The organism is Streptomyces sp. NPDC051207 (genome assembly GCF_040682395.1).
Lineage (GTDB): Bacteria > Actinomycetota > Actinomycetes > Streptomycetales > Streptomycetaceae > Streptomyces.
In genome coordinates, this window is sequence record NZ_JBFBAX010000029.1 from 1 (window position 1) to 20,195 (window position 20,195).

The 20,195-nt window shown below is 71.0% G+C and carries 17 protein-coding genes, 7 tRNA genes and 2 pseudogenes; 17 read left to right on the forward strand and 9 right to left on the reverse strand.

Annotated features, from left to right (window positions below):
- Positions 1–115 precede the first annotated feature (115 nt).
- From AB0M97_RS24430 to AB0M97_RS24450, 5 genes are all read right to left on the reverse strand, one after another.
- A tRNA-Val gene (locus AB0M97_RS24430) sits at positions 116–187 on the reverse strand.
- Between the two features lie 50 nt (positions 188–237).
- Positions 238–309, reverse strand: a tRNA-Val gene (locus AB0M97_RS24435).
- Positions 310–333: 24 nt separating this feature from the next.
- Positions 334–405: transfer RNA gene (locus AB0M97_RS24440), tRNA-Val, on the reverse strand.
- Between the two features lies 1 nt (position 406).
- Positions 407–480 (reverse strand) — tRNA-Cys (locus AB0M97_RS24445).
- 34 nt (positions 481–514) lie between these two features.
- Positions 515–587, reverse strand: a tRNA-Gly gene (locus AB0M97_RS24450).
- Between the two features lie 177 nt (positions 588–764).
- Here AB0M97_RS24450 and AB0M97_RS24455 point away from each other — a divergent pair.
- Genes AB0M97_RS24455 through AB0M97_RS24465 form a run of 3 tightly spaced genes read left to right on the forward strand, consistent with a single transcriptional unit; the run spans position 765 to position 3,506 of the window.
- Positions 765–1,805 carry a chorismate-binding protein gene (locus AB0M97_RS24455; RefSeq protein WP_365963101.1) on the forward strand — a complete coding sequence of 347 codons (1,041 nt, stop codon included), beginning with the start codon at positions 765–767 and terminating at the stop codon, positions 1,803–1,805.
- A gap of 1 nt (position 1,806) precedes the next feature.
- Positions 1,807–2,628, forward strand: coding sequence for an aminodeoxychorismate lyase (locus tag AB0M97_RS24460; protein WP_365963102.1), 822 nt, complete (start codon positions 1,807–1,809; stop codon positions 2,626–2,628).
- 53 nt (positions 2,629–2,681) lie between these two features.
- On the forward strand, positions 2,682–3,506 hold the full coding sequence (locus tag AB0M97_RS24465; RefSeq protein ID WP_365963103.1) for a GNAT family N-acetyltransferase: 825 nt from the start codon (positions 2,682–2,684) through the stop codon (positions 3,504–3,506).
- A 162-nt stretch (positions 3,507–3,668) separates the two neighbouring features.
- Here the strand turns inward: AB0M97_RS24465 and AB0M97_RS24470 are convergent, their stop codons facing one another.
- On the reverse strand, positions 3,669–4,193 hold the full coding sequence (locus tag AB0M97_RS24470; protein WP_365963105.1) for a DsbA family protein: 525 nt from the start codon (positions 4,191–4,193) through the stop codon (positions 3,669–3,671).
- Between the two features lie 226 nt (positions 4,194–4,419).
- On the opposite strand from AB0M97_RS24470, the gene AB0M97_RS24475 reads away from it, so the two are divergent.
- Together AB0M97_RS24475 and AB0M97_RS24480 are read left to right on the forward strand one after the other, a co-directional pair.
- A complete protein-coding gene (locus AB0M97_RS24475; protein ID WP_365963169.1) occupies positions 4,420–4,866 on the forward strand; it encodes a hypothetical protein in 447 nt (148 codons plus the stop codon).
- A gap of 195 nt (positions 4,867–5,061) precedes the next feature.
- Positions 5,062–5,229 (forward strand): hypothetical protein, encoded by a 168-nt coding sequence (locus tag AB0M97_RS24480; RefSeq protein ID WP_365963106.1) that lies wholly within the window; start codon positions 5,062–5,064, stop codon positions 5,227–5,229.
- A gap of 88 nt (positions 5,230–5,317) precedes the next feature.
- On the opposite strand, the gene AB0M97_RS24485 is transcribed toward AB0M97_RS24480, so the two are convergent.
- Entirely contained in the window at positions 5,318–5,878 is a 561-nt protein-coding gene (locus tag AB0M97_RS24485; protein WP_365963107.1) for a CGNR zinc finger domain-containing protein, read from the reverse strand.
- Positions 5,879–6,306: 428 nt separating this feature from the next.
- Positions 6,307–6,720, reverse strand: coding sequence for an SsgA family sporulation/cell division regulator (locus AB0M97_RS24490; protein ID WP_004002642.1), 414 nt, complete (start codon positions 6,718–6,720; stop codon positions 6,307–6,309).
- Positions 6,721–6,911: 191 nt separating this feature from the next.
- Between AB0M97_RS24490 and AB0M97_RS24495 the strand changes: the two genes are divergently transcribed.
- The 9 genes from AB0M97_RS24495 to AB0M97_RS24535 all read left to right on the forward strand — a co-directional run bounded on the left by AB0M97_RS24495 (position 6,912) and on the right by AB0M97_RS24535 (position 15,231).
- The gene (locus AB0M97_RS24495) at positions 6,912–7,394 is read left to right on the forward strand and encodes a TIGR02611 family protein (RefSeq protein WP_365963108.1); all 483 of its coding nucleotides are present in this window, start codon (positions 6,912–6,914) and stop codon (positions 7,392–7,394) included.
- Between the two features lie 77 nt (positions 7,395–7,471).
- Positions 7,472–7,543: transfer RNA gene (locus AB0M97_RS24500), tRNA-Val, on the forward strand.
- 453 nt (positions 7,544–7,996) lie between these two features.
- A complete protein-coding gene (locus AB0M97_RS24505) occupies positions 7,997–9,286 on the forward strand; it encodes an extracellular solute-binding protein (RefSeq protein ID WP_365963110.1) in 1,290 nt (429 codons plus the stop codon).
- A complete protein-coding gene (locus AB0M97_RS24510; protein ID WP_365963111.1) occupies positions 9,286–10,287 on the forward strand; it encodes a sugar ABC transporter permease in 1,002 nt (333 codons plus the stop codon). Before AB0M97_RS24505 ends, AB0M97_RS24510 begins: the two co-directional genes overlap by 1 nt.
- Complete coding sequence (locus AB0M97_RS24515; protein WP_365963112.1) at positions 10,284–11,177, forward strand: carbohydrate ABC transporter permease; 894 nt, start codon at positions 10,284–10,286, stop codon at positions 11,175–11,177. The genes AB0M97_RS24510 and AB0M97_RS24515 overlap by 4 nt, the downstream gene beginning before the upstream one ends.
- Positions 11,178–11,189: 12 nt before the next feature.
- Positions 11,190–11,783: a hypothetical protein gene (locus tag AB0M97_RS24520; RefSeq protein WP_365963114.1), complete on the forward strand. Its 594-nt coding sequence runs from the start codon at positions 11,190–11,192 to the stop codon at positions 11,781–11,783.
- Positions 11,784–11,902: 119 nt separating this feature from the next.
- Positions 11,903–14,626 (forward strand): Tat pathway signal sequence domain protein, encoded by a 2,724-nt coding sequence (locus tag AB0M97_RS24525; RefSeq protein ID WP_365963115.1) that lies wholly within the window; start codon positions 11,903–11,905, stop codon positions 14,624–14,626.
- Between the two features lie 35 nt (positions 14,627–14,661).
- On the forward strand, positions 14,662–15,120 hold the full coding sequence (locus AB0M97_RS24530; protein WP_365963116.1) for an SRPBCC family protein: 459 nt from the start codon (positions 14,662–14,664) through the stop codon (positions 15,118–15,120).
- A 39-nt stretch (positions 15,121–15,159) separates the two neighbouring features.
- Positions 15,160–15,231: transfer RNA gene (locus tag AB0M97_RS24535), tRNA-Val, on the forward strand.
- Between the two features lie 89 nt (positions 15,232–15,320).
- Here AB0M97_RS24535 and AB0M97_RS24540 read toward each other — a convergent pair.
- Positions 15,321–16,046, reverse strand: coding sequence for a 3'-5' exonuclease (locus AB0M97_RS24540; RefSeq protein WP_365963170.1), 726 nt, complete (start codon positions 16,044–16,046; stop codon positions 15,321–15,323).
- Between the two features lie 178 nt (positions 16,047–16,224).
- On the opposite strand from AB0M97_RS24540, the pseudogene AB0M97_RS24545 reads away from it, so the two are divergent.
- From AB0M97_RS24545 to thrS, 3 genes and pseudogenes are all read left to right on the forward strand, one after another.
- Positions 16,225–16,790: pseudogene (locus AB0M97_RS24545) on the forward strand (DUF4365 domain-containing protein).
- Positions 16,787–18,015, forward strand: a pseudogene (locus AB0M97_RS24550) (hypothetical protein). The pseudogenes AB0M97_RS24545 and AB0M97_RS24550 overlap by 4 nt, the downstream one beginning before the upstream one ends.
- 124 nt (positions 18,016–18,139) lie before the next feature.
- Positions 18,140–20,116, forward strand: a complete 1,977-nt coding sequence (thrS, locus tag AB0M97_RS24555) for a threonine--tRNA ligase (protein ID WP_365963117.1) — start codon at positions 18,140–18,142, stop codon at positions 20,114–20,116.
- Positions 20,117–20,195 lie beyond the last annotated feature (79 nt).

Here is a 20,195-nt window from a genome sequence, read left to right on the forward strand (position 1 = left end):
CCTCTTCCCGGTCGGCCGCCCCCGGTTCTCCCGGATCTCGAAGTCCATCGCATCCCCTGAGCTGGGGTGTTGCAACGACCACTAGAACTCAAGGGAACCGGGGGGCTTCGGAGTGTGGACGATACTGGGATTGAACCAGTGACCTCTTCCGTGTCAGGGAAGCGCTCTCCCGCTGAGCTAATCGTCCTCGGGACCACGATCGTCCGCGTCCGGCACGGACTGATCACGGGCACTGCGTGCGCGATACTGGGATTGAACCAGTGACCTCTTCCGTGTCAGGGAAGCGCTCTCCCGCTGAGCTAATCGCGCGGGTCGGACCCTCGAAAGATCCAGTGGACGATACTGGGATTGAACCAGTGACCTCTTCCGTGTCAGGGAAGCGCTCTCCCGCTGAGCTAATCGTCCTTGGAGGTGGAGACGGGATTTGAACCCGTGTAGACGGCTTTGCAGGCCGTTGCCTCGCCTCTCGGCCACTCCACCAGGAGTGCGGGGGACGGGAATCCCCTCACCTTCGAGCGGACGACGAGGTTCGAACTCGCGACCTCAACCTTGGCAAGGTTGCGCTCTACCAACTGAGCTACGTCCGCCTGTCGTTTCGGTGCGCTCACGCGCCCGGCGACGTGTTGAACTCTAGCGGATACCAGTGCCAGGACAAAAACGCGTTTGCGCAGCGTGCTGCACCGGGCCTGCTCACAGAGGTGCGCGGGGCCCCCGCCGGGTCACGGCCAGGTCACCTGTCGGACACCCGCCATAGACTCGATCGCGTGCTCGACCTGCCTCCTCTCGCCCGCTTCGGTGACCGGATCGCCACCGGTCTCCTCGACGTCACCGACGACCCCGCGGCACTGGACGCCACCGGCTTCTGGGCCGTCTGCGCCGACTTCGAGGGCCGCCTGACCTGCGCCCGCTTCCGGGACGTCCGGGAAGAGCCCGTGCCCGCCCCGGTGCCGGGCGCCTGGCGGGGACCGGGGGCCGGTGACTGGACGTCCTCCCTGGACCACACCGCGTACACGGCGGGCGTACGGCGGATCCGCGAGCACATCGCGGCCGGCGAGGTCTACCAGGCGAACCTCTGCCGGGTGCTGTCCGCGCCCGTCGCACCCGACGCCGACGTGGACGCCCTGACCGCGCTGCTCGCCCGCGGCAACCCGGCCCCGTATGCCGGAACGATTCGGCTGCCCCGGCACGGCGTCGAGATCGCCATCGCCTCGCCCGAGCTGTTCCTGCGCCGGGACGGCCGGACCGTCGAGTCGGGGCCGATCAAGGGCACCGGGCGCACCGAGGCCGACCTGCTGGACAAGGACCACGCCGAGAACGTGATGATCGTGGACCTGGTCCGCAACGACATCGGGCGGGTCTGCGCCACCGGCTCCGTCTCGGTGCCCGACCTGTGCGCCGTGGAGAAGCACCCGGGCCTGGTCCACCTCGTGTCGACGGTACGGGGCGAGCTGCGCGCCGGGACGGGCTGGCCGGAGCTGCTGGCCGCCGCGTTCCCGCCCGGCTCCGTCACCGGCGCCCCCAAGTCGAGCGCCCTGCGGATCATCGACGCCCTGGAGACGGCGCCCCGCGGCCCGTACTGCGGCGGCATCGGCTGGGTCGACGCCGACCGCGGCACCGCCGAGCTGGCCGTCGGTATCCGCACCTTCTGGATCGACCGGGCCGCGGGCGTGCTGCGGTTCGGCACCGGCGCCGGGATCACGTGGGGCTCGGACCCCGAGGGGGAGTGGCGGGAGACCGAGCTGAAGGCGTCCCGGCTGCTCGCGGTAGCGTCGGGAGCGTACGAGGCGAGTGAAGGGACGTGGTGACGTGAAGATCTGGCTCGACGGCGGGTTGCAGGACATCGAGTCCGCCCGTGTCTCCGTCTTCGACCACGGCCTGACCGTGGGCGACGGCATCTTCGAGACGGTGAAGGCGGTCGACGGGAAGCCGTTCGCACTCACCCGGCACCTGGACCGGCTCACCCGGTCCGCGCGCGGCCTCGGCCTGCCCGAGCCCGACCACGACGAGGTGCGCCGCGCCTGCGCCGCCGTCCTCGACGCCAACCCCATGCCGCTCGGCCGGCTGCGCATCACCTGCACCGGCGGCCACGGCCCGCTCGGCTCCGACCGCGGCGAGCACGGCCCGACCCTGGTCGTCGCCCTCGGCGAGACCACCCGGCGCCCCGACTCCACGGCTGTGATCACCGTCCCCTGGACGCGCAACGAACGCGGCGCGCTCACCGGCCTGAAGACGACCTCGTACGCCGAGAACGTCGTCGCCCTCGCCCGCGCCCGCGCCGAGGGCGCCTCCGAGGCGCTGTTCGGCAACACCGTCGGGCAGCTGTGCGAGGGCACCGGGTCGAACGTCTTCGTCGTCCTGGACGGCGAGATCCACACCCCGCCCCTCGCCTCCGGCTGCCTCGCCGGCATCACCCGCGCGCTGACCGTCGAGTGGACCGGCGCCAAGGAGACCGACCTGCCGCTGGACGTCCTGGAGCGGGCCGACGAGATCTTCCTCACCTCCACACTGCGCGACGTCCAGGGCGTGCACCGCGTCGACGGCCGTGAACTGCCCGGCGCGCCCGGCCCGGTGACTGCCAAGGCCATGCGGATCTTCGACGAGCGGGCCGGCAGCGACCTCGATCCCTGACGGCCGCGCACATCCGGCTGCTCCGGTCCGCGCCAGCGGGTAGAACTCACCTGATGACCACGACCCTGCGGCCGACCGAGCCGCTCCAGCACAACGCCGACGGGACCCGGTCACGCCGCTACCAGGTGTGCGTGAACAGCCGTCCCGTCGGCGCGATACACCTCGGCACGCATCCCGTCTTCGGCGACGCGGTGGCCCGCATCATGAAGCTGCGGATCGAGGAACCGGACCGGCGCCGCGGCCGGGGCACCGTGGCCGCGCTCGCCGCGGAGGAGGTCGCGCGCGGCTGGGGCTGCCGGCGCATCGAGGCCACCGTCCCCGCCGACCCCGAGGCCGCCCTGCGCCTGGCCACCGCCCTCGGCTACGTCGTCCGCAACCGCAACATGGCGAAGGCCCTCGGCGGTACCCCGCCCGCCCTGCCCGCGGGCACCCGGGCGCGGCCCATGACCGAGGACGAGTTCGGCCCCTGGCTGGCCAAGGGCCGGGAGGACTACGCCCGGAACTGGATGGAGCGGGGCGTCCCCGAGGCGGAGGCGCGGGCCAAGTCCGAGCGCGACCACGCCGCCCTGCTGCCGGACGGCCCCAGCACGCCGGACATGCTCTTCAGCGTCCTCGAACACGAGGGAACCGCGGTCGGCACCCTGTGGCTGGCGCTGCGCCGCGACCACGCCTTCGTCTTCGACGTCGAGACCGACCCCGGCCACCGCGGCAGGGGCCACGGCCGCTCCCTCCTGCTGCTGGCGGAGGCCCAGGCGATCGAGGGCGGGAAACCGGCCGTCGAACTCAACGTCTTCGCGGGCAACACCCCGGCGGAGCGGCTGTACGAGTCCCTGGGCTACGAGACGACGCGGTACGCGATGTACAAGCCGCTGCTGTAGCCGCCCTGCTGCTGCCGGTGCGGTGGTGCGGGGCAGGGCACGGCGGTGCGGGGTGCGGGGGTGCGACGCGCTGGGTGCGGGGTGTGGCGGCGCGGTGGTGCGGCAGACGGCAGCGCGGGGGACGGGGCACGGGGGCGCAGGGGACGCTGGCCGGCGGGCCGGTCAGGCCTCCCGCTCGGCCAAGAGCCGGTCCGCGATCTCCTCGACGCGCTCGCGCAGCCCTTCCTGGCTCTTGCCGCCGTCGAGGCGCTCGCCGCCGATGACGTACGTCGGGGTGCCGGTCACGCCGATCGCCTTGCCCTCGGCCTGGTCGGCGTCAACGACCAGGATGTGTCGGCCGTCGATCAGCGCGGTGTCGAACTCCTCGGCGTCCAGGCCGAGTTCGCGCGCGATGTCGACCAGGACGGACTCGCCCCGGCCGGCCAGGTCCGCCACTCGCTCCAGCACGGCCTCGACGTACTCCCAGCCCTTGCCCTGCTCCGCGGCCTCCTCGGCGGCCTGCGCGGCGGCGAAGGCGTGCTGGTGCTTCTCCAGCGGGAAGTGCCGCAGCCGCAGTTCGAGACGCTCGCCGTAGCGGGCCCGCAGGGCACGCAGGTCGGCCAGGGCGGTACGGCAGTCCGGGCACTGCAACTCGCACCAGACGTCGAGGACGGGCGGGGCGGGGCGGACGGGGGAGGAGTCGCTCATGACCCCAAGTCTTCCAGCCCCGGCGCCCGCGGCCCAATCGGCCCTCGCAGGTCAGGACGCGGAGCGGCACGCGGCGGGGCGCTCGTGGCGTACGTCCCGCCCGGTACCCGCGCGGGAGGCGACCCCGAGATGTCCCTGATCTACGGCCGGAACATGGCCCGGCGGGGTCCCGACGGTGCAGGATGGAAGGGACGAAGTGCTCGACGAGCCCCGCGTGGAGGACCGGATGATTGCCGAGACCGTCTGTTCCGCCCTCGCCGCGGCCGGCCTGGGCGTCGCGGCGATCACCGCGTACCGCAAGCGGTTCCTGGCGGCGGCCCGTGTCGCGGGCTACGCGCTCGTTCCGCTCGGCCTGGTGATGACGGGCGTCGTCGACTGGCTGGCGGACACGGCCCTCAGCCCGACGGCGTGGGCGGGCTTCGCCGTGCTCGGCGTCTCCTGGCTGCTCTTCGCGTCGACGCGCGTGGTGGAGCGCCGCCGCGGCGGCACGCGAAAGGACCGCAAGGAGCGCAGAGCGGCGGAGGCCGCAGCACAGCGCGACCCCGTGGCGCCGACGGCCTCCGCGCCCTCCCTGGGGCAGGGCCGGCGCCCGGCGGCCAAGCCGGCGTCCGCGCCCCGCTCCGAGGACGACTTCAGCGACATCGAGGCCATCCTCAAGAAGCACGGCATCTGAACAGCCCGCCGCAGAGCACGGCATCCGACGGCACGCGCCCCCGGCTGACACGACGCCGAAAGGACACAGTGGGCCGCCCGAGCGTCCGGAAACGATCACAACCGGCACCGGACCTCGCGGAATCTTGCGAACACCGGTTCATTCCGGGCGGGTTGTTCGCGCGGAACCCCTCACCTGCGTCATCATCGCGGCGAGATGCTGGACACGACACAGAGCGAGGCCGCGCCGTCGCACGACGAGCCGTCCGAGGACAAGCCCCGCGGTTGCCTCTTCGCCCTTTCCCAGCCACCGCTGATGATCTTCCTTGCGGTGATCGGGTGTCTGCTGCTCATGGCTTCGCTGCACGACCTGCTGCTGCTGTGAGCCGTACTCGCGGTCTCCGGCGTCACCCGCCGGGGGCCGCGTCGACAGCCCCGGCGCGGGCAGTGCCCGGCGCCTCGCGCGGCGGACGTCAGCCCGCCGCCTCCTTGCGCCGCGCCCGGTACGCGGCCACGTGCAGCCGGTTTCCGCAGGTACGGCTGTCGCAGTAGCGCCGCGAGCGGTTCCGCGAGAGGTCGACGAAGGCCCGTCGGCAGTCGGGCGCCTCGCAGCGCCGCAGCCGCTCCTGCTCCCCGGCGACGACGAAGAACGCCAGCGCCATCCCGCAGTCGGCCGCCAGGTGGTCGGCGACCGAGGCTCCGGGCGCGAAGTAGTGCACGTGCCAGTCGTGGCCGTCGTGGTCCGTCAGACGCGGCGTGGTGCCGGCCGCGGCCACCAGCTCGTTGATCAGCACGGCCGCCGACCGGGCGTCGGGGGCCGCGAAGACCGAGGCGAACCGGGCGCGCACCTTGCGCACCGCCGAGAGGTCGAACTCCGAGAGCACCCCGGCATCGCTGATCTGGTGGTTGCGCACGAAGTCGGCGAGGGCGGCGACGTCCGCCAACCCGTCCGGCTCCGTGTCGTCCTCCGGTGCGGTGTTCACCAGATCCACCACGGTGTCGAGCGCGCACCGGGTGTCGTGGGTGATCAGCACGTTTCGCTCCCTGGCCTGGTGGTCGGGCGGGGCGCCCGCCGATGCTGGCCGATGGTAGTGGCTTCCGCGCCGTACGGACCGGCTCCGTCGCCGCCCTCGGCCCCTCACCACCGTCGGTGACCACCGGTCCGGCCGGCCGGGGTGCCCATTCCGGCCCGGTGCCGTGCCCATACAACGAACGCCGCCCCACCGTCGTTCCCGTCCCGCGCGCCAGGACCGTACCGGCCGGCCCGCGGCTACGCTCCGTGACCGAGCCCCGCTTCCCGGCCGGGCCGGACGCCCTGGGGCAGCTCTCCCGCCCCCGGCTTCCGCGCACACCGGCGCCGCCCCCGCGGAGGTCCGCGGCGGCGGCGCCGGTGTGTGTGCGGTGGTGTGCCCGTGCCGTCACCCCGAGTCGACGGCGCCGGGCGGTCTGGTGCGCCCTAGGCCTAGCTTTCCGCCAGGATGTGCGAGAGCTCCTGGTCGAGATCGAAGTGGCGGTGTTCCGTGCCGGGGGGCACGGCGGCGTCGGTCCGCTTGAGGAAGGACTCCAGGGCCCGTGCCGGGGCCTCGAGCAGCGCCTCTCCCTCCGGGGAGCTGAGGGCGATGCAGACGACGCCCTGACCGTGACTGCGCGACGGCCAGACACGGACGTCGCCCGTGCCGGTGGGACGGTGAAGTCCTTCGGCGAGGAGGTCGCGGGCGAACACCCACTCGACGGTCTCCTCGGCTCCGGTGTGGAAGGTGGCGTGCACGGCGTAGGGGTCGGCCGTGTCGTACCGCAGGCCTGCGGGGACAGGCAGGGAGGACTCGCTCGACACAACGAGGCGCAGGTGCAGCTCGCAGCTGACCGTGGTGTTCATAAGCGCCAGGGCCTTTCGCTCAGTGTGCGCTCGGGGATTCGCACGTCGGCGAAATCGACATGCCACCTACGGTGCCGTTGTAAACCCCTCTGAGTGTTTTGCGTGCGTTTATGTAACTCTTCCGGCGGAGAGATCGTCCGGGCCGGAGGTCCATTCCGGTGACCGGATTCCCTCGGGTAGGGTTTCCCCGTATGAATACGGGGAGTAACGAGCCGGGCGAGGTGGCCATGGCAGCGGACGAGACCGGAAGCGGCAGGGCCGGATCGGGCACCACGGCCGCGGACACGGGGATCGAGGAGCGGGGCCTCGGATCGCGCGCGCCGGAATTCGTGAAGGCGCGCCGCATGCTCCACCTCAGCTGGCAGGTCGGCGTCTTCGTGATCGGCCTGGCGGTCGTCGTGACCGGCATCATCATGCTGCCGCTGCCCGGACCGGGGTGGGTCGTGATCTTCGGCGGCATGGCGATCTGGGCGACCGAGTTCGTCTGGGCGCAGCTCGTGCTGCGCTGGACCAAGCGGAAGGTCACCGAGGCGGCGCAGCGCGCCCTCGACCCCAAGGTGCGGCGCCGGAACATCATCCTGACGACGGCCGGCCTGGTGATCATCGCGGCGGTGCTGGCGGTCTACGTCTGGAAGGTCGGCTTCGAGATGCCCTGGAAGATCAAGAACCAGTGAGCGGCGCGGGACCGCGGTGACCGTTCGGCGCTGGTCACACGCATCCCCTGACATGGGGTAATGTTCTTCCTGCGTCCGGGCGATTAGCTCAGTGGAAGAGCGCTTCGTTCACACCGAAGAGGTCACTGGTTCGAACCCAGTATCGCCCACCGGATCGCACGAGGACCCGGCTCACGGAGGACCGTGAGCCGGGTCCTCTGCTGCGTGGGCGGGCACCGAAGCCGTGCGCGGCCCGCAAGCCATGGGCACGGACCCGGAAGCCGTGCGTGCGGTCCCGGAGGGTCTGCGGGCGAGCCCTGGTGATGTGCGGGCGGACTCCGATCCGCCACATCTCGCCCGTCTTCACCCAACCGTAACCTTCCGGCGCACCCGGTTTGTGGGGTCGGATCGCGTTCGGCCAGTCGATCGCGCGGCTGTCACCTGCGGCTTTGTGAGGGCAAGGGCGGACCGCGAGGGCTGCGGCGCCGTCCTGGACGCCTCTTGCCAGGCATGTATTCCTGTCCGAATCATTGACGTGTTCGTAGGGCCTCCGTAACTTGTGGCGGCAAGCGCTTACTTGAAACGATTCATGAGGCGGACGCAACCTCGCTGGGGAGGCTCACATGCAGCAGAACGGGAATGTTGAGAGGCGGACAGTCCTCAAAGCGGCCGGGGCCTCCCTGGCCGTCGCGGGACTGGGTGCCACGGCCACGGCCTGCGGCGGGGGCAGCGGCTCGGGGGACGGAACGGTGACGATCCGTTACGCCTGGTGGGGTGCCGAGGACCGCGCGGAGCGCATCAACAAGACCATCGCGCTCTTCGAGAAGAAGTACCCGAAGATCAAGGTGAAGACCGACTTCCAGCCGTACGGCGACTTCTGGAAGAAGTTCAACACCCAGGCCTCAGGCGGAAATCCGCCGGACGTCTTCCAGAACGCGATCGGATTTCTGCGCAAATACGATGCGAAGAATGTGCTGCTCGATCTCAGTGAGCAGGTGAAGGCCGGAAATCTCTCGCTCGACGGCTTCCGCGCGGGCCTTGAGAAGTTCGGTGAGGTCGACGGCAAACTCCTGGGAATTCCGGTCGGTTCGAACTCGATGGCCCTGGTCATCGACAAGCCCGTCTACACCCGTGCCGGCGTCAAGCCCGAACAGGGCTGGACCTGGGACGACTTGGACGAGGCGATGAAGAGGATCCGCGACAGGACCGGCCGGGCCGGCGACAGCGGCATGTACGGTGTCATGTACCTCTACGACCTGTACCTCCGTCAGAACGGCAAGGCCTTCTTCACCGAGGACGGCCTGGGCTTCACCGAGGCGGACCTCAGGCAGTGGTGGGCCAAGGCCGAGAAGGGCGTGAAGTCGGGCCTGTTCGCCGACCCCAAGAAGGTCGCCCAGATCAAGCCCAAGTCGGCCCTGTCGGCGGAACTCGCGGGCAGCGAGTTCACCTGGGACAACTTCACCGTCCGCTACACCTCCGAGGGCAAGAGCGAGTACGGCCTCGCGCCCATCCCGACCACGGACGGCAAGAAGACCGGCCAGTACCTCGGCTCCCTGATGCTGAGCGCCTCCAGGCGCACCCAGCACCCCAAGGAAGTCGCCCAGTTCATCAACTTCATGGTCCACGAGCCCGAGGTCGCCAAGATCATGGGCTACGACCGGGGCGTGCCGGCGACGCAGGCGCAGTACGACGCGTACCGGCCGACCGATCCGGTCAACAAGGCGATCGCCGCCTACGAGGAGTCCCTCGTCAAGGCCGGCGTGCTGGAGACCATCACCCCGCACCCGAACGGCGCCGACATCTGCGAGGCCGCCTTCCTGCGCATCGCGGAGGAGATGGCCCTCGGCAAGCGGTCCGTGGACGACGCCGTCAAGCAGTTCTTCACCGAGTCGAAGACGGCTCTCGGCAGCTGATGGGAACCACCGTGACACACGCCCCTGCGACGGAGGACCCCGTCCGGGACTCCGAGCCGCGGCACGGTCCGGTGACCTCCCCGAGCCCCGCCGCCCACCAGCGGCGGGGCCGCCGGGAGAACCTGACCGGCTACCTCTTCATGTCCCCCTGGATCGCCGGGTTCCTGCTGCTGACGGCGGGCCCGATGGCGGCCTCGCTGTACTTCGCGTTCACCGACTACAACCTGTTCGACGCCCCCCGGTGGATCGGCTTCGACAACTTCTCCGAGATGTTCGGCGACCCGCGCTGGCGCCACTCGGTGCAGGTGACGCTCTGGTACGTCGTGGTCGGCACGCCGATCAAGCTGCTCGCCGCGCTCGGCGTGGCGCTGCTGCTGGCCCAGAAGCGGCGCGGCCAGGCCTTCTACCGGGCCGCCTTCTACGCGCCTTCCCTGATCGGCGCGAGCGTGTCCGTCGCCATCGTCTGGAAGGCGATCTTCTCGGACGGCGCGGTCGTGGACCGCACCCAGCAGTTCTTCGGGATCGACGCCGGCGGCTGGACCGGCGACCCGGACCTGATCATCTACAGCCTGGTGGCGCTGACGGTCTGGCAGTTCGGCGCGCCCATGGTCATCTTCCTGGCCGGCCTCAAGCAGGTCCCGCGCGAGCTGTACGAGGCGGCCGACGTCGACGGCGCCGGCAAGCTGCGGCAGTTCTGGAACATCACCCTGCCGATGATCTCCCCGGTGCTGTTCTTCAACGTCCTGCTGGAGACCATCCACTCCTTCCAGATCTTCAGCTCGGCGTACATCGTCGGCGGCGGCGCCGGGGGCAACGCCTGCGGCCCGGCGGACGGCTCCATGGTCTACACCTGCTACCTCTACGTCCAGGGCTTCGAGAACAGCCGGATGGGCCTGGCCTCCGCCATGGCGTGGATGCTGCTGGTCGCGGTCGCCCTGGTGACCGCGGTGCTGTTCTGGTCCCAGAAGCGCTGGGTGCACTACGAGGAGGGCGGCCGATGAGCGCACAGGCCACCGACGTCACGCCGGCCCGGTCCGCGAAGGGCGGTGCCCTGCGCCGCGGGCTGCCCGGCTCCCTCGCCTGGCACCTGGGGGCGCTGGCGATCCTCGTGGTGATCCTCTACCCGGTGGTCTGGGTGGTCGGCGGGTCCTTCAAGAGGAGCGAGGACATCGTCGGCAGCCTCGACCTGCTGCCGACCGACCCGATCACGTCCAACTACACGCGGCTGACCGAGGGCATCGCGGATGTCTCGATCTCGACGTTCTTCATGAACTCGCTGTTCCTGTCGCTGGGCTCGGTCGTCGGCATCCTGGTGTCCTGCTCGCTGACGGCCTACGCCTTCGCGAAGATCAGGTTCGCGGGACGCAACCTGCTGTTCACGCTGATGATCGGGACGCTGCTGCTGCCGTACCACGTCCTGCTGATCCCGCAGTACGTGCTGTTCCGCAACATGGACATGATCAACACGTACACGCCGCTGCTGCTCGGCAAGTACCTCGCCACGGAGGCGTTCTTCGTCTTCCTGATGGTGCAGTTCATGCGGAACCTGCCGAGGGAACTGGACGAGGCCGCCCGCCTCGACGGCTGCGGGCACTTCCGCATCTACTGGTCGATCGTGCTCCCGCTGAGCCGCCCGGCCCTGATCACCAGCGCGATCTTCACCTTCATCAACGCCTGGAACGACTTCATGGGCCCGCTGATCTACCTCAACGAGCCCGACAAGTACACGGTCTCGCTGGGTCTGAAGATGTTCGTCGACCAGGAGGCCGTCGCCGACTACGGCGGCATGATCGCCATGTCCCTCGTCGCCCTGCTGCCGGTGCTGGCCTTCTTCCTGGCCTTCCAGCGCTACCTGATCGACGGCATGGCGACGTCCGGCCTGAAGGGCTGAGGGGAGCCGGACATGACCGAGGTGCGTGCGAAGGCCCGTACGGGCGAGTCGCCGTTCGCGGAGCGGTTCGCCGTGTTCGCCGAGTGCCTGCTGACCGGGGTGTGGATCGCGGTGGCCGCGCTGCCGCTGGTGACCTACCCCGCCGCGTTCGCCGCCGGCGCCCGGCACCTGCGGCGGCGCACCACGCACGAGATCGGCGGCCTGCGCGAGTTCGCCGCCGACTTCCGCGCGGCGGCGCGCCGCGGCTGGCTCGTCGGGCTGGCCGGCTGGGCCGCCGTGGCCGTCGTGTGGGTGGACGTGCAGGCCGTGCGGGCCGGGCTGCCCGGCGGCCCGCTGGTCGGCGCGGCCGGTCTGTTCGCGCTGATCGGCGCCGCCGTCGCCGGGCTGCGCGCGGCGGCCCTGTGGCAGCCCGGCGCGTCCTGGCGCGCGCTGCTGGCCGGTGCCGGGCGGCGCACCGTCCTCGACCCGGCCGGTTCCTTCCTGATCGTCGGCGGACTGGCCGTGGTGGTCTGCTCCGCCTGGTTCGCCGCGCCGCTGGCGATCCCCGTCCTCGGGGCCGTCGCGGCGGCCTCCCTCGCCGTGGAGGAGCGTTACCGGCGCCGCTGAGCGGCGCCCGCCCCGGTTCCCGGGCCGGCGCCTCCGGGCGCCGCGCCTCGATCTGTCATGCCCCTGACCGTCCGCCCGTCCGGACGGCCACCGCACGGAAAGGAAAGGCTGCATCCCCCATGTCTCCCATTCCCCGCAGATCCCTGCTCAAGGCCGCCGCAGTCGCCGGAGCCGCCGCCCAGTTCAGCTGGGCCCTCGGCAACCAGAACGCCGAGGCCGCGCCCGCCGACGCCGAACCGGTCACCCTGGACTGGCTGGAGGACGGCGGCCTCGGCGCCGCCCCCGGCTCCACCGTCGGCGTCCCCTGGCCCAGAGGCGCCCACCAGGAGGGCCAGACCTTCGCCCTGACGGACGCCGACGGCAAGGCCGTACCCGTGCAGTCCTGGCCGCTCGCCTACTGGCCCGACGGCTCCCTGAAGTGGACCGCGCACGCCGTCAGCTCCGGCTCCGGCAAGCTCACCCTCACCGCCGGCGACGCCGCCGCCCCCGCCAAGAAGGTCACCGTCGACAGAAGCGGCGGCACCATCGACGTCTCGACCGGCGTCATCACCGCGAAAATCGGCAAGTCCGGCTCCACCATCGTGAAGTCCGTGACCCGCGGCTCCACCGAGATCGCCAGGAACGGCCGGCTCGTACTGCTGCGCCAGCCCGAGTTCGAGGACGGCGACCAGACCACCGTCAAGACCGAACGCTTCGACGGCGTCGTCTCCGACGTCACCGTCGAGCAGGACGGCCCGGTCCGCGCCGTCGTCCGCGTCGACGGCAAGCACCGCAAGGGCGACCGCAGCTGGATCCCCTTCTCGATCCGCCTGTACTTCTACGCCGGCGCCGACTCGTTCCGGATGGTGCACACCATCACCTTCGACGGCTCCCAGGAGCCCGGCAAGGCGAGCGGCGACTTCATCCGCGGCCTCGGCGTCCGCTTCACCGTGCCGCTGCGCGACCAGTCCTACGACCGTCACATCCGCATCGGCGGCGAGGGCACCGGCCTGCTCCGCGAGGCCGTCAAGGGCATCACCGGACTGCGCCGCGACCCGGGAGCCGCCGTCCAGGCCGCCCAGTACGAGGGCAGAAAGCTGCCCGACCCGTCCACCTGGGACCAGCGCGTCACCACCCGCCTGCAGTACATCCCCGAGTGGGGCGACTACACCCTCTCCCAGCTCTCCGCCGACGGCTTCACCCTGCGCAAGCGCACCAAGAAGGGCTACGGCTGGATCCCCGCGGGCGGCGGACGGCGCGCCTCCGGCTTCGGCTACGTCGGCGGCGTCAGCGGCGGGCTCTCCTTCGGCCTGCGGGACTTCTGGGAGAAGTTCCCCGCCCAGCTCGACATCCGCGGCGCCCACACCGACGAGGCCGAGGTCACCCTCTGGCTCTGGTCGCCCGAGGCACAGCCCATGGACCTGCGCTTCTACCACGACGGCATGGGCCAGGACACCTTCCCCGAGCAGCTCGAAGGCCTCAACATCACCTACGAGGACTACGAGCCCGGCTTCGGCACCCCGTACGGCATCGCCCGCACCTCCGAACTCCTCTTCTGGGCCAACGAGTCCACGCCCAGCGCCGCCACGCTCGCCGAGCAGGTCGAGGCCGTGCGCGTCCTGCCGCAGCTCGCCGCCCCGCCCAGGCAGCTCATCAAGGCGGGCGTCTTCGGCAAGGGCCTGTTCGCCGAGCCCGACCGCTCCACCCCGGCCAAGGCGAAGATCGAGGACCACCTCGACTTCCTCTTCACCTACTACAAGGACCAGGTGGAGATGCGCCGTTGGTACGGCTTCTGGGACTACGGCGACATCATGCACACCTACGACACGGCCCGCCACCAGTGGCGCTACGACGTCGGCGGCTACGCCTGGGACAACTCCGAGCTGTCGCCCGACCTGTGGCTGTGGTTCGCCTACCTGAGAAGCGGCCGCGCCGACATCTTCCGCTTCGCCGAGGCCATGACCCGCCACACCGGCGAGGTCGACGTCTACCACATCGGCGAGTGGGCCGGCCTCGGCACCCGGCACGGCGTGCAGCACTTCGCGGACAGCGCCAAGCAGCAGCGCATCGCCAACACCACCTACCGCCGCTACTACTACTTCCTCACCGCCGACGAACGCGTCGGCGACCTCATGCACGCCAACGTCGACTCCGACGAGACGTTTCTCGTCCTCGACCCCATCCGCAAGATCCGCACCGAGCCGTACACCCCCGACCGGCACGCCCTGTCGATCGGCTTCGGCACCGACTGGAGCGGCCTGGTCTCGGCCTGGCTCACCGAGTGGGAACGCAAGGGCCCCAAGTGGGAGAAGGCCAAGGCGCGCGTGCTCTCCACCATGGAGACCATCGCCGCCCAGCCCAACGGCTTCGTGCAGGGCCAGGGCCTGTACGACCTCGACACCGGCAGGTTCGCCGTCGCCGACAAGCCCGTCGTGTCCGTCTCCCACCTGTCGGCCGTCTTCGGCCTGGGCGAACTGTGCGCCGAACTCATCGACCTCGTCGACATGCCGAAGTTCAAGGAGGCGTACCTCGACTACTGCCGCTACTACAACGCCACCAGGGCCGAACAGGCGGCACGCTACGGCACCCACTTCGGCTCCCTGATCCTCTTCCAGGGCCACTCCCGCCTCGACGCGTACGCCGCCGTCCAGTCCGGCGACGAGAAACTCGCCAAGCGGGCCTGGGAGAAGTTCTACAACTCCGACGGCTACAAGGAGTCCGCCCCCTGGAAGACCGAGAGGCTCAGCGGCCCCGCCACCCTGGTGCCAGGCAGCGAGGCCACCTGGGTGTCCACCAACGACACCGCGCTCTACGGCCTCGCCGCCATCGAGAACCTCGCGCTGCTCGGTGACCGCATGCCGTAGCGCACGGACCACGGCCGGGCGGGCACACTCGGTGCATGGACTGGAACCACTACCGCTTCCGCACCCTGTGGGCCCTGCCCGCGCCCGCCCCGGCCGTGTACCGGGCTCTCGAACGGATCGAGCACTACCCCCGCTGGTGGCCCCAGGTCCGTGAGGTCCGCCGCGTCGACGCCACCACCGGCATCGTCCGCATCCGCTCCCTCCTCCCGTACGACCTGACCACGGCCCTGCGGGAGGAGCGGCGCGACCCCGCCGCCGGAATCCTGGAGGTGGCCCTCACCGGCGACATCGAGGGCCGGGCCCGCTGGACCCTCCTCCCGGACGGACCCGGCACCCTCGCCCGCTACGACCAGGAGGTCGACGTCCGCAAACCCCTGCTGCGCCGGCTCGCCGTGCCCGGACGGGTCCTCTTCCGCGCCAACCACACCCTGATGATGCGGTCGGGGCGGCGCGGCCTCGCGGCACACCTGACGGCGCCACCCGAGGCCGTTTGAAGGAAGCCTGCCCGGACCTGTATTGTTCAGTGCGTTCCCGGGCGATTAGCTCAGCGGAAGAGCGCTTCGTTCACACCGAAGAGGTCACTGGTTCGAACCCAGTATCGCCCACGGGTCAAGGCCGGTCCGGCACACGGACCGGCCTTCGCGCTGTCCCTGCACCCCACCGCCCGCGTCGCCGTGGCCCGGCCCCCGGAGGGTCAGGCCGCCGCCGGCAGGCTCGGACGCAGCGGCCACGCCGGGTGCACCGCCTCCTCCGTGCCGCTGTGCGCGAACCACGCCTGCAGACCCCGCGCCTGTGCCGCGTGCCACACCGCCTGCAGCGTGTGCAGCTCGGCCGGGGACAGCCGCTCGAGCCGACCCGCGAACCGCCGCCCCACAGCCCGTACCACGTCCAGCGAGGCCAGCGCGTCCGCCCCGGCGTCATGGGCGCCCTCCAGCGGCACCTCGTAGTGCGCGCACAGATCCGTCAGCGTGCGGCGGCCCTTGCGGTAGCGGTCCAGATGCCGGTCCAGCACCAGCGGATCCAGCACCCGCAGCGGCGTCGCCTCGAACCAGCGGCTCAGCGACGACGCACGGTGCCGGCGCAACTCCCGGTCCAGCAGCGTCAGATCGAACGGCGCGTTCATCACCACCAGCGGGCGGCCCGCCGACGCCTGCTCGGCCAGCGTCTCCGCCAGCTCGTACATCACCGGCGCGGGCCAGCGGCCGTTGCGCTGCAGATGTTCCTCCGTCAGCCCGTGCACCGCCGTCGCCGACGCGGGCACCGGCACGCCCGGGTTCACCAGCCAGCGGTACACCCGCGGCCGTATGCCCGGAGCGTCCTGGACGACGACCGCCGCCGACACAATGCGGTCGGTCTCGACGTCCACACCCGTGGTCTCCGTGTCGAACGCGGCCAGGGGCCCTTCGAAGCAGCACACCATAGTCACCCAACCCCTCGTTCACCCTCGGCAGTTGACACGCCGTCCACTGCGCCCACTGCCCGTTTCGGTGATACCCGGGCAGTTTGCGCACTACGCCGGAAGGAGACAACGGGGGTACGGGTCATTGCAGTTCAGCGACCCGCAGCACGGAACCACTTGTTCTGGAAGGCTGTCGGCCATGGCCATCGCGCAGCCCGAACGGGGCGGGCTGCTGCCCGAGCGCACGGCACCCGCCCGGGGCTCACTCGCCACCACCGCCTGCATGGAGGCCCTGCAGGTCGGCCATCTGCACGCCGTCGCGGCCGCCGCCGGCTGCTCGCTGTCCCAGCCCTTCCCGGACAACGGCATCGACCGGCACGTCAGCCACAGCGCCCCCGGGCACACCGTCGACGACGAGGTCACCATCAAGGTCCAGCTCAAGGCGACCTACCAGGTACCGCCGCATCCACCGGGCCGGTCCTTCTCCTTCACGCTCGACAACGACCACCTGGCCAGGCTCGCCCGCACCCCGTCTCCGTGCACAAGATCCTCGTCGTGATGATCGTGCCGCGCTCCCGCGACCAGTGGCTGCGCGCCGGACACGACCGGCTCGACCTCAGGCACTGCTGCTACTGGACCAACCTGGCCGGGCACCCCGTCACGGGTCGCCGCCGCACCACCGTGCGGATACCGACCGCACGCATCTTCGACGACCGTGCGCTGTGCGAGATCATGACGCGCGTCGGGACGGGAGGCACCCCATGAGGCACCGCCCGGCCGAGGAGCCCCCGCGCCCCGCCCGGCCACACCCCGCCGACCCCACCTGGAACGGCCGCACCCCCGAACCCCGCGACGTCGACCCCGCCGTGCTCGCCGCGCTGCTCAAGCGGCACGGCTGGCAACGCCGCGGCGGCGCCACCGGACGCTACGGCCGCTGGACGCCGCCCGGACCCGGCACCAGCGCCACCAGCCTCCTGGTGCCCGAGAGCCGCGCCTTCCCCGACAGCGACGACCTGCTCGGCGAGGCCCTGCACGCCCTCACCCGCAGCGGCACACCCTCCGCCCGGGAGGTGCTGCTCTCCCTCGCCGTGCCCAGCGACGAGATCCACTGGTGGCGCGACGTCCCGGACAGGCCCGCCGGCGCCGCCCCTGGACCGTCGAGGAACAACTGCGCACCGCCGCCCGCCGGATGCTCCTCGCCGCCGCCCTCGCCACCCGCGCGCGGGCCGGCTACTACGGCGCCCGGCACCGCAGCCCCGCCGCCGCGGCCCTCGGGGACGTCCTCGTGGGCTCCGCGACCGGCGGTCGACGCCTCACCGTCTTCGTCCCCGTCAGCTCCGGCCGCCCCCTCGCCGTACGCCTCCACCAGGCGCTGTACGCCACCCGCGAGGCCGTCGACCACCGGCGCGCGACCGGCGCCATGGACGCCTTCGACGCGGCCGTCGCCACCGGGGTCAGCCACGAGCTGACCGAGGCGCTCGTCACCCTCGTCAAGGGCAGCGAGGGCGCCCGCGTCGCCGTCGCCTGGGCCCCCGCGGCCGGCGTCCCCGACGGCTGCGCCCCCTGCGCCGAACCCGTCGAGTTCTCGCCCGGCGACCTGCCCGTGCTGCGCGAGGCCGGCGCCCGCTGTCTGCGCGGCGAACCGTCGGTGCCCGTGCGGATCACCGGCGCCGTCGTACGGCTGCGCAGGTCCGGCCCGCGCGGCCCGGGCGCCGTACGGCTGCGGGTGCTCACCGGGGCCGACGTCGCGCACGTACGGATGACGCTGGACGAGGAGGCGTACCGCGTCGCCGGGCACGCGCACCTCGTCGGACTGCCGGTGCGGGTGCACGGGCGGCTGGAGAGCCGGGGCGGCTTCGGTCGGCTCACCGAGGCTGCCGAGGTGACGCCCGTGCGGGTCGACGACGCCGAGCGGGACCGGCTGATGAAGTTCCTCCAGGAGGACCTGGACTCCTCCACGGGGGCCTGCGGGGGAGAGATCGGCGACTGAATCCTGACGCCGGCGGCCGGGGGAGCGGGGCTGACTTCGCGGAGGGCCGCCCCGGGTCGGTACGATCCGGTCATGCGCGCGCTCCCGGTATGGCGCCGCATTCCCCTTCAGTCAGGAGAGACCGGTGTCAGACGTCCGTGTGATCATCCAACGCGATTCCGAGCGGGAAGAGCGCGTGGTGACGACGGGCACTACGGCCGCCGACCTCTTCGCGGGCGAGCGCTCCATCGTCGCCGCGCGCGTGGCCGGCGAGCTCAGGGACCTCACCCACGAGCTGCGCGACGGCGACACCGTCGAGGGCGTCGAGATCTCCTCCGAGGACGGCCTGAACATCCTGCGCCACTCCACCGCGCACGTCATGGCGCAGGCCGTGCAGGACCTGTTCCCCGAGGCCAAGCTGGGCATCGGCCCGCCCATCAAGGACGGCTTCTACTACGACTTCGACGTCGAGAAGCCGTTCACGCCCGAGGATCTCAAGGCCATCGAGAAGAAGATGCAGGAGATCCAGAAGCGCGGGCAGAAGTTCGCCCGCCGCGTCGTCACCGACGAGGCCGCCCGCGAGGAACTGGCGAACGAGCCCTACAAGCTGGAGCTGATCGGCCTCAAGGGCTCCGCCTCCAGCGACGACGGCGCGGACGTCGAGGTCGGCGCGGGCGAGCTGACGATCTACGACAACCTCGACGCCAAGACCGGCGAGCTGTGCTGGAAGGACCTCTGCCGCGGTCCCCACCTGCCCTCCACCCGCCTCATCCCGGCGTTCAAGCTGATGCGCAACGCCGCCGCCTACTGGCGCGGCAGCGAGAAGAACCCCATGCTCCAGCGCATCTACGGCACCGCCTGGCCCTCCAAGGACGAGCTGAAGCAGTACCTGGAATTCCTCGCCGAGGCCGAGAAGCGCGACCACCGCAGGCTCGGCAGCGAGCTGGACCTGTTCTCCGTCCCGGAGCAGATCGGCTCCGGCCTCGCCGTCTTCCACCCCAAGGGCGGCATCGTCCGCCGCGTCATGGAGGACTACTCGCGCCGCCGCCACGAGGAAGAGGGCTACGAGTTCGTCTACACCCCGCACGCGACGAAGGGGGCGCTCTTCGAGACCTCGGGCCACCTGGACTGGTACGCCGACGGCATGTACCCGCCCATGCAGCTCGACGAGGGCGTGGACTACTACCTCAAGCCCATGAACTGCCCGATGCACAACCTGATCTTCGACGCGCGAGGCCGCTCGTACCGCGAACTGCCGCTGCGCTTCTTCGAGTTCGGGACCGTGTACCGGTACGAGAAGTCGGGCGTCGTGCACGGCCTGACCCGCGCCCGGGGCTTCACCCAGGACGACGCGCACATCTACTGCACCCGTGAGCAGATGTCCGAGGAGCTCGACAAGACGCTCACCTTCGTGCTGAACCTGCTGCGCGACTACGGCCTGACCGACTTCTACCTGGAGCTGTCCACCAAGGACCCGGAGAAGTACGTCGGCACGGACGAGGCCTGGGAAGAGGCCACCGAGACGCTGCGCGAGGTCGCCGAGAAGCAGGGCCTGCCCCTGGTACCCGACCCGGGCGGCGCCGCCTTCTACGGTCCGAAGATCTCCGTCCAGGCGCGAGACGCCATCGGCCGCACCTGGCAGATGTCCACGATCCAGCTCGACTTCAACCTGCCCGAGCGCTTCGACCTGGAGTACACCTCCGCCGACGGCACCAAGCAGCGCCCGGTCATGATCCACCGCGCGCTGTTCGGCTCCATCGAGCGCTTCTTCGCGGTGCTCCTGGAGCACTACGCGGGTGCCTTCCCGGCGTGGCTGGCTCCGGTGCAGGCGATCGGCATCCCGGTGGGTGACGCTCACGTCGAGTACCTGCAGCAGTTCGCGGCGGAGGCCAGGAAGAAGGGTCTGCGCGTCGACGTCGACGCGTCCTCGGACCGCATGCAGAAGAAGATCAGGACGGCCCAGAAGCAGAAGGTGCCATTCATGATCATCGTGGGCGACGACGACATGAACGCCGGCACGGTGTCGTTCCGCTACCGCGACGGGTCGCAGGAGAACGGCATCCCGCGCGACCAAGCCATTGCCAAGCTCGTTGACGTGGTGGAGCGTCGCGTGCAGGTGTGATGGTCCCCGCCGATGCGGGGCCAAGAGCCCCCGGTGCAGCTCGTCTCGCCGGGGGCCTTGCCGTACGTCCAGCGGCGAC

Excerpts from the sequence above, each read along its gene's own strand:
- AB0M97_RS24480 (WP_365963106.1), top strand. The coding sequence starts at position 5,062 with ATGCTGGACACGACACAGAGCGAGGCCGCGCCGTCGCACGACGAGCCG.
- AB0M97_RS24540 (WP_365963170.1), bottom strand. The coding sequence starts at position 16,046 with ATGGTGTGCTGCTTCGAAGGGCCCCTGGCCGCGTTCGACACGGAGACC.
- AB0M97_RS24515 (WP_365963112.1), top strand. The coding sequence starts at position 10,284 with ATGAGCGCACAGGCCACCGACGTCACGCCGGCCCGGTCCGCGAAGGGC.
- AB0M97_RS24510 (WP_365963111.1), top strand. The coding sequence starts at position 9,286 with ATGGGAACCACCGTGACACACGCCCCTGCGACGGAGGACCCCGTCCGG.
- AB0M97_RS24520 (WP_365963114.1), top strand. The coding sequence starts at position 11,190 with ATGACCGAGGTGCGTGCGAAGGCCCGTACGGGCGAGTCGCCGTTCGCG.
- AB0M97_RS24525 (WP_365963115.1), top strand. The coding sequence starts at position 11,903 with ATGTCTCCCATTCCCCGCAGATCCCTGCTCAAGGCCGCCGCAGTCGCC.
- AB0M97_RS24475 (WP_365963169.1), top strand. The coding sequence starts at position 4,420 with ATGATTGCCGAGACCGTCTGTTCCGCCCTCGCCGCGGCCGGCCTGGGC.
- AB0M97_RS24495 (WP_365963108.1), top strand. The coding sequence starts at position 6,912 with ATGAATACGGGGAGTAACGAGCCGGGCGAGGTGGCCATGGCAGCGGAC.
- AB0M97_RS24530 (WP_365963116.1), top strand. The coding sequence starts at position 14,662 with ATGGACTGGAACCACTACCGCTTCCGCACCCTGTGGGCCCTGCCCGCG.
- AB0M97_RS24465 (WP_365963103.1), top strand. The coding sequence starts at position 2,682 with ATGACCACGACCCTGCGGCCGACCGAGCCGCTCCAGCACAACGCCGAC.
- AB0M97_RS24490 (WP_004002642.1), bottom strand. The coding sequence starts at position 6,720 with ATGAACACCACGGTCAGCTGCGAGCTGCACCTGCGCCTCGTTGTGTCG.
- AB0M97_RS24505 (WP_365963110.1), top strand. The coding sequence starts at position 7,997 with ATGCAGCAGAACGGGAATGTTGAGAGGCGGACAGTCCTCAAAGCGGCC.
- AB0M97_RS24470 (WP_365963105.1), bottom strand. The coding sequence starts at position 4,193 with ATGAGCGACTCCTCCCCCGTCCGCCCCGCCCCGCCCGTCCTCGACGTC.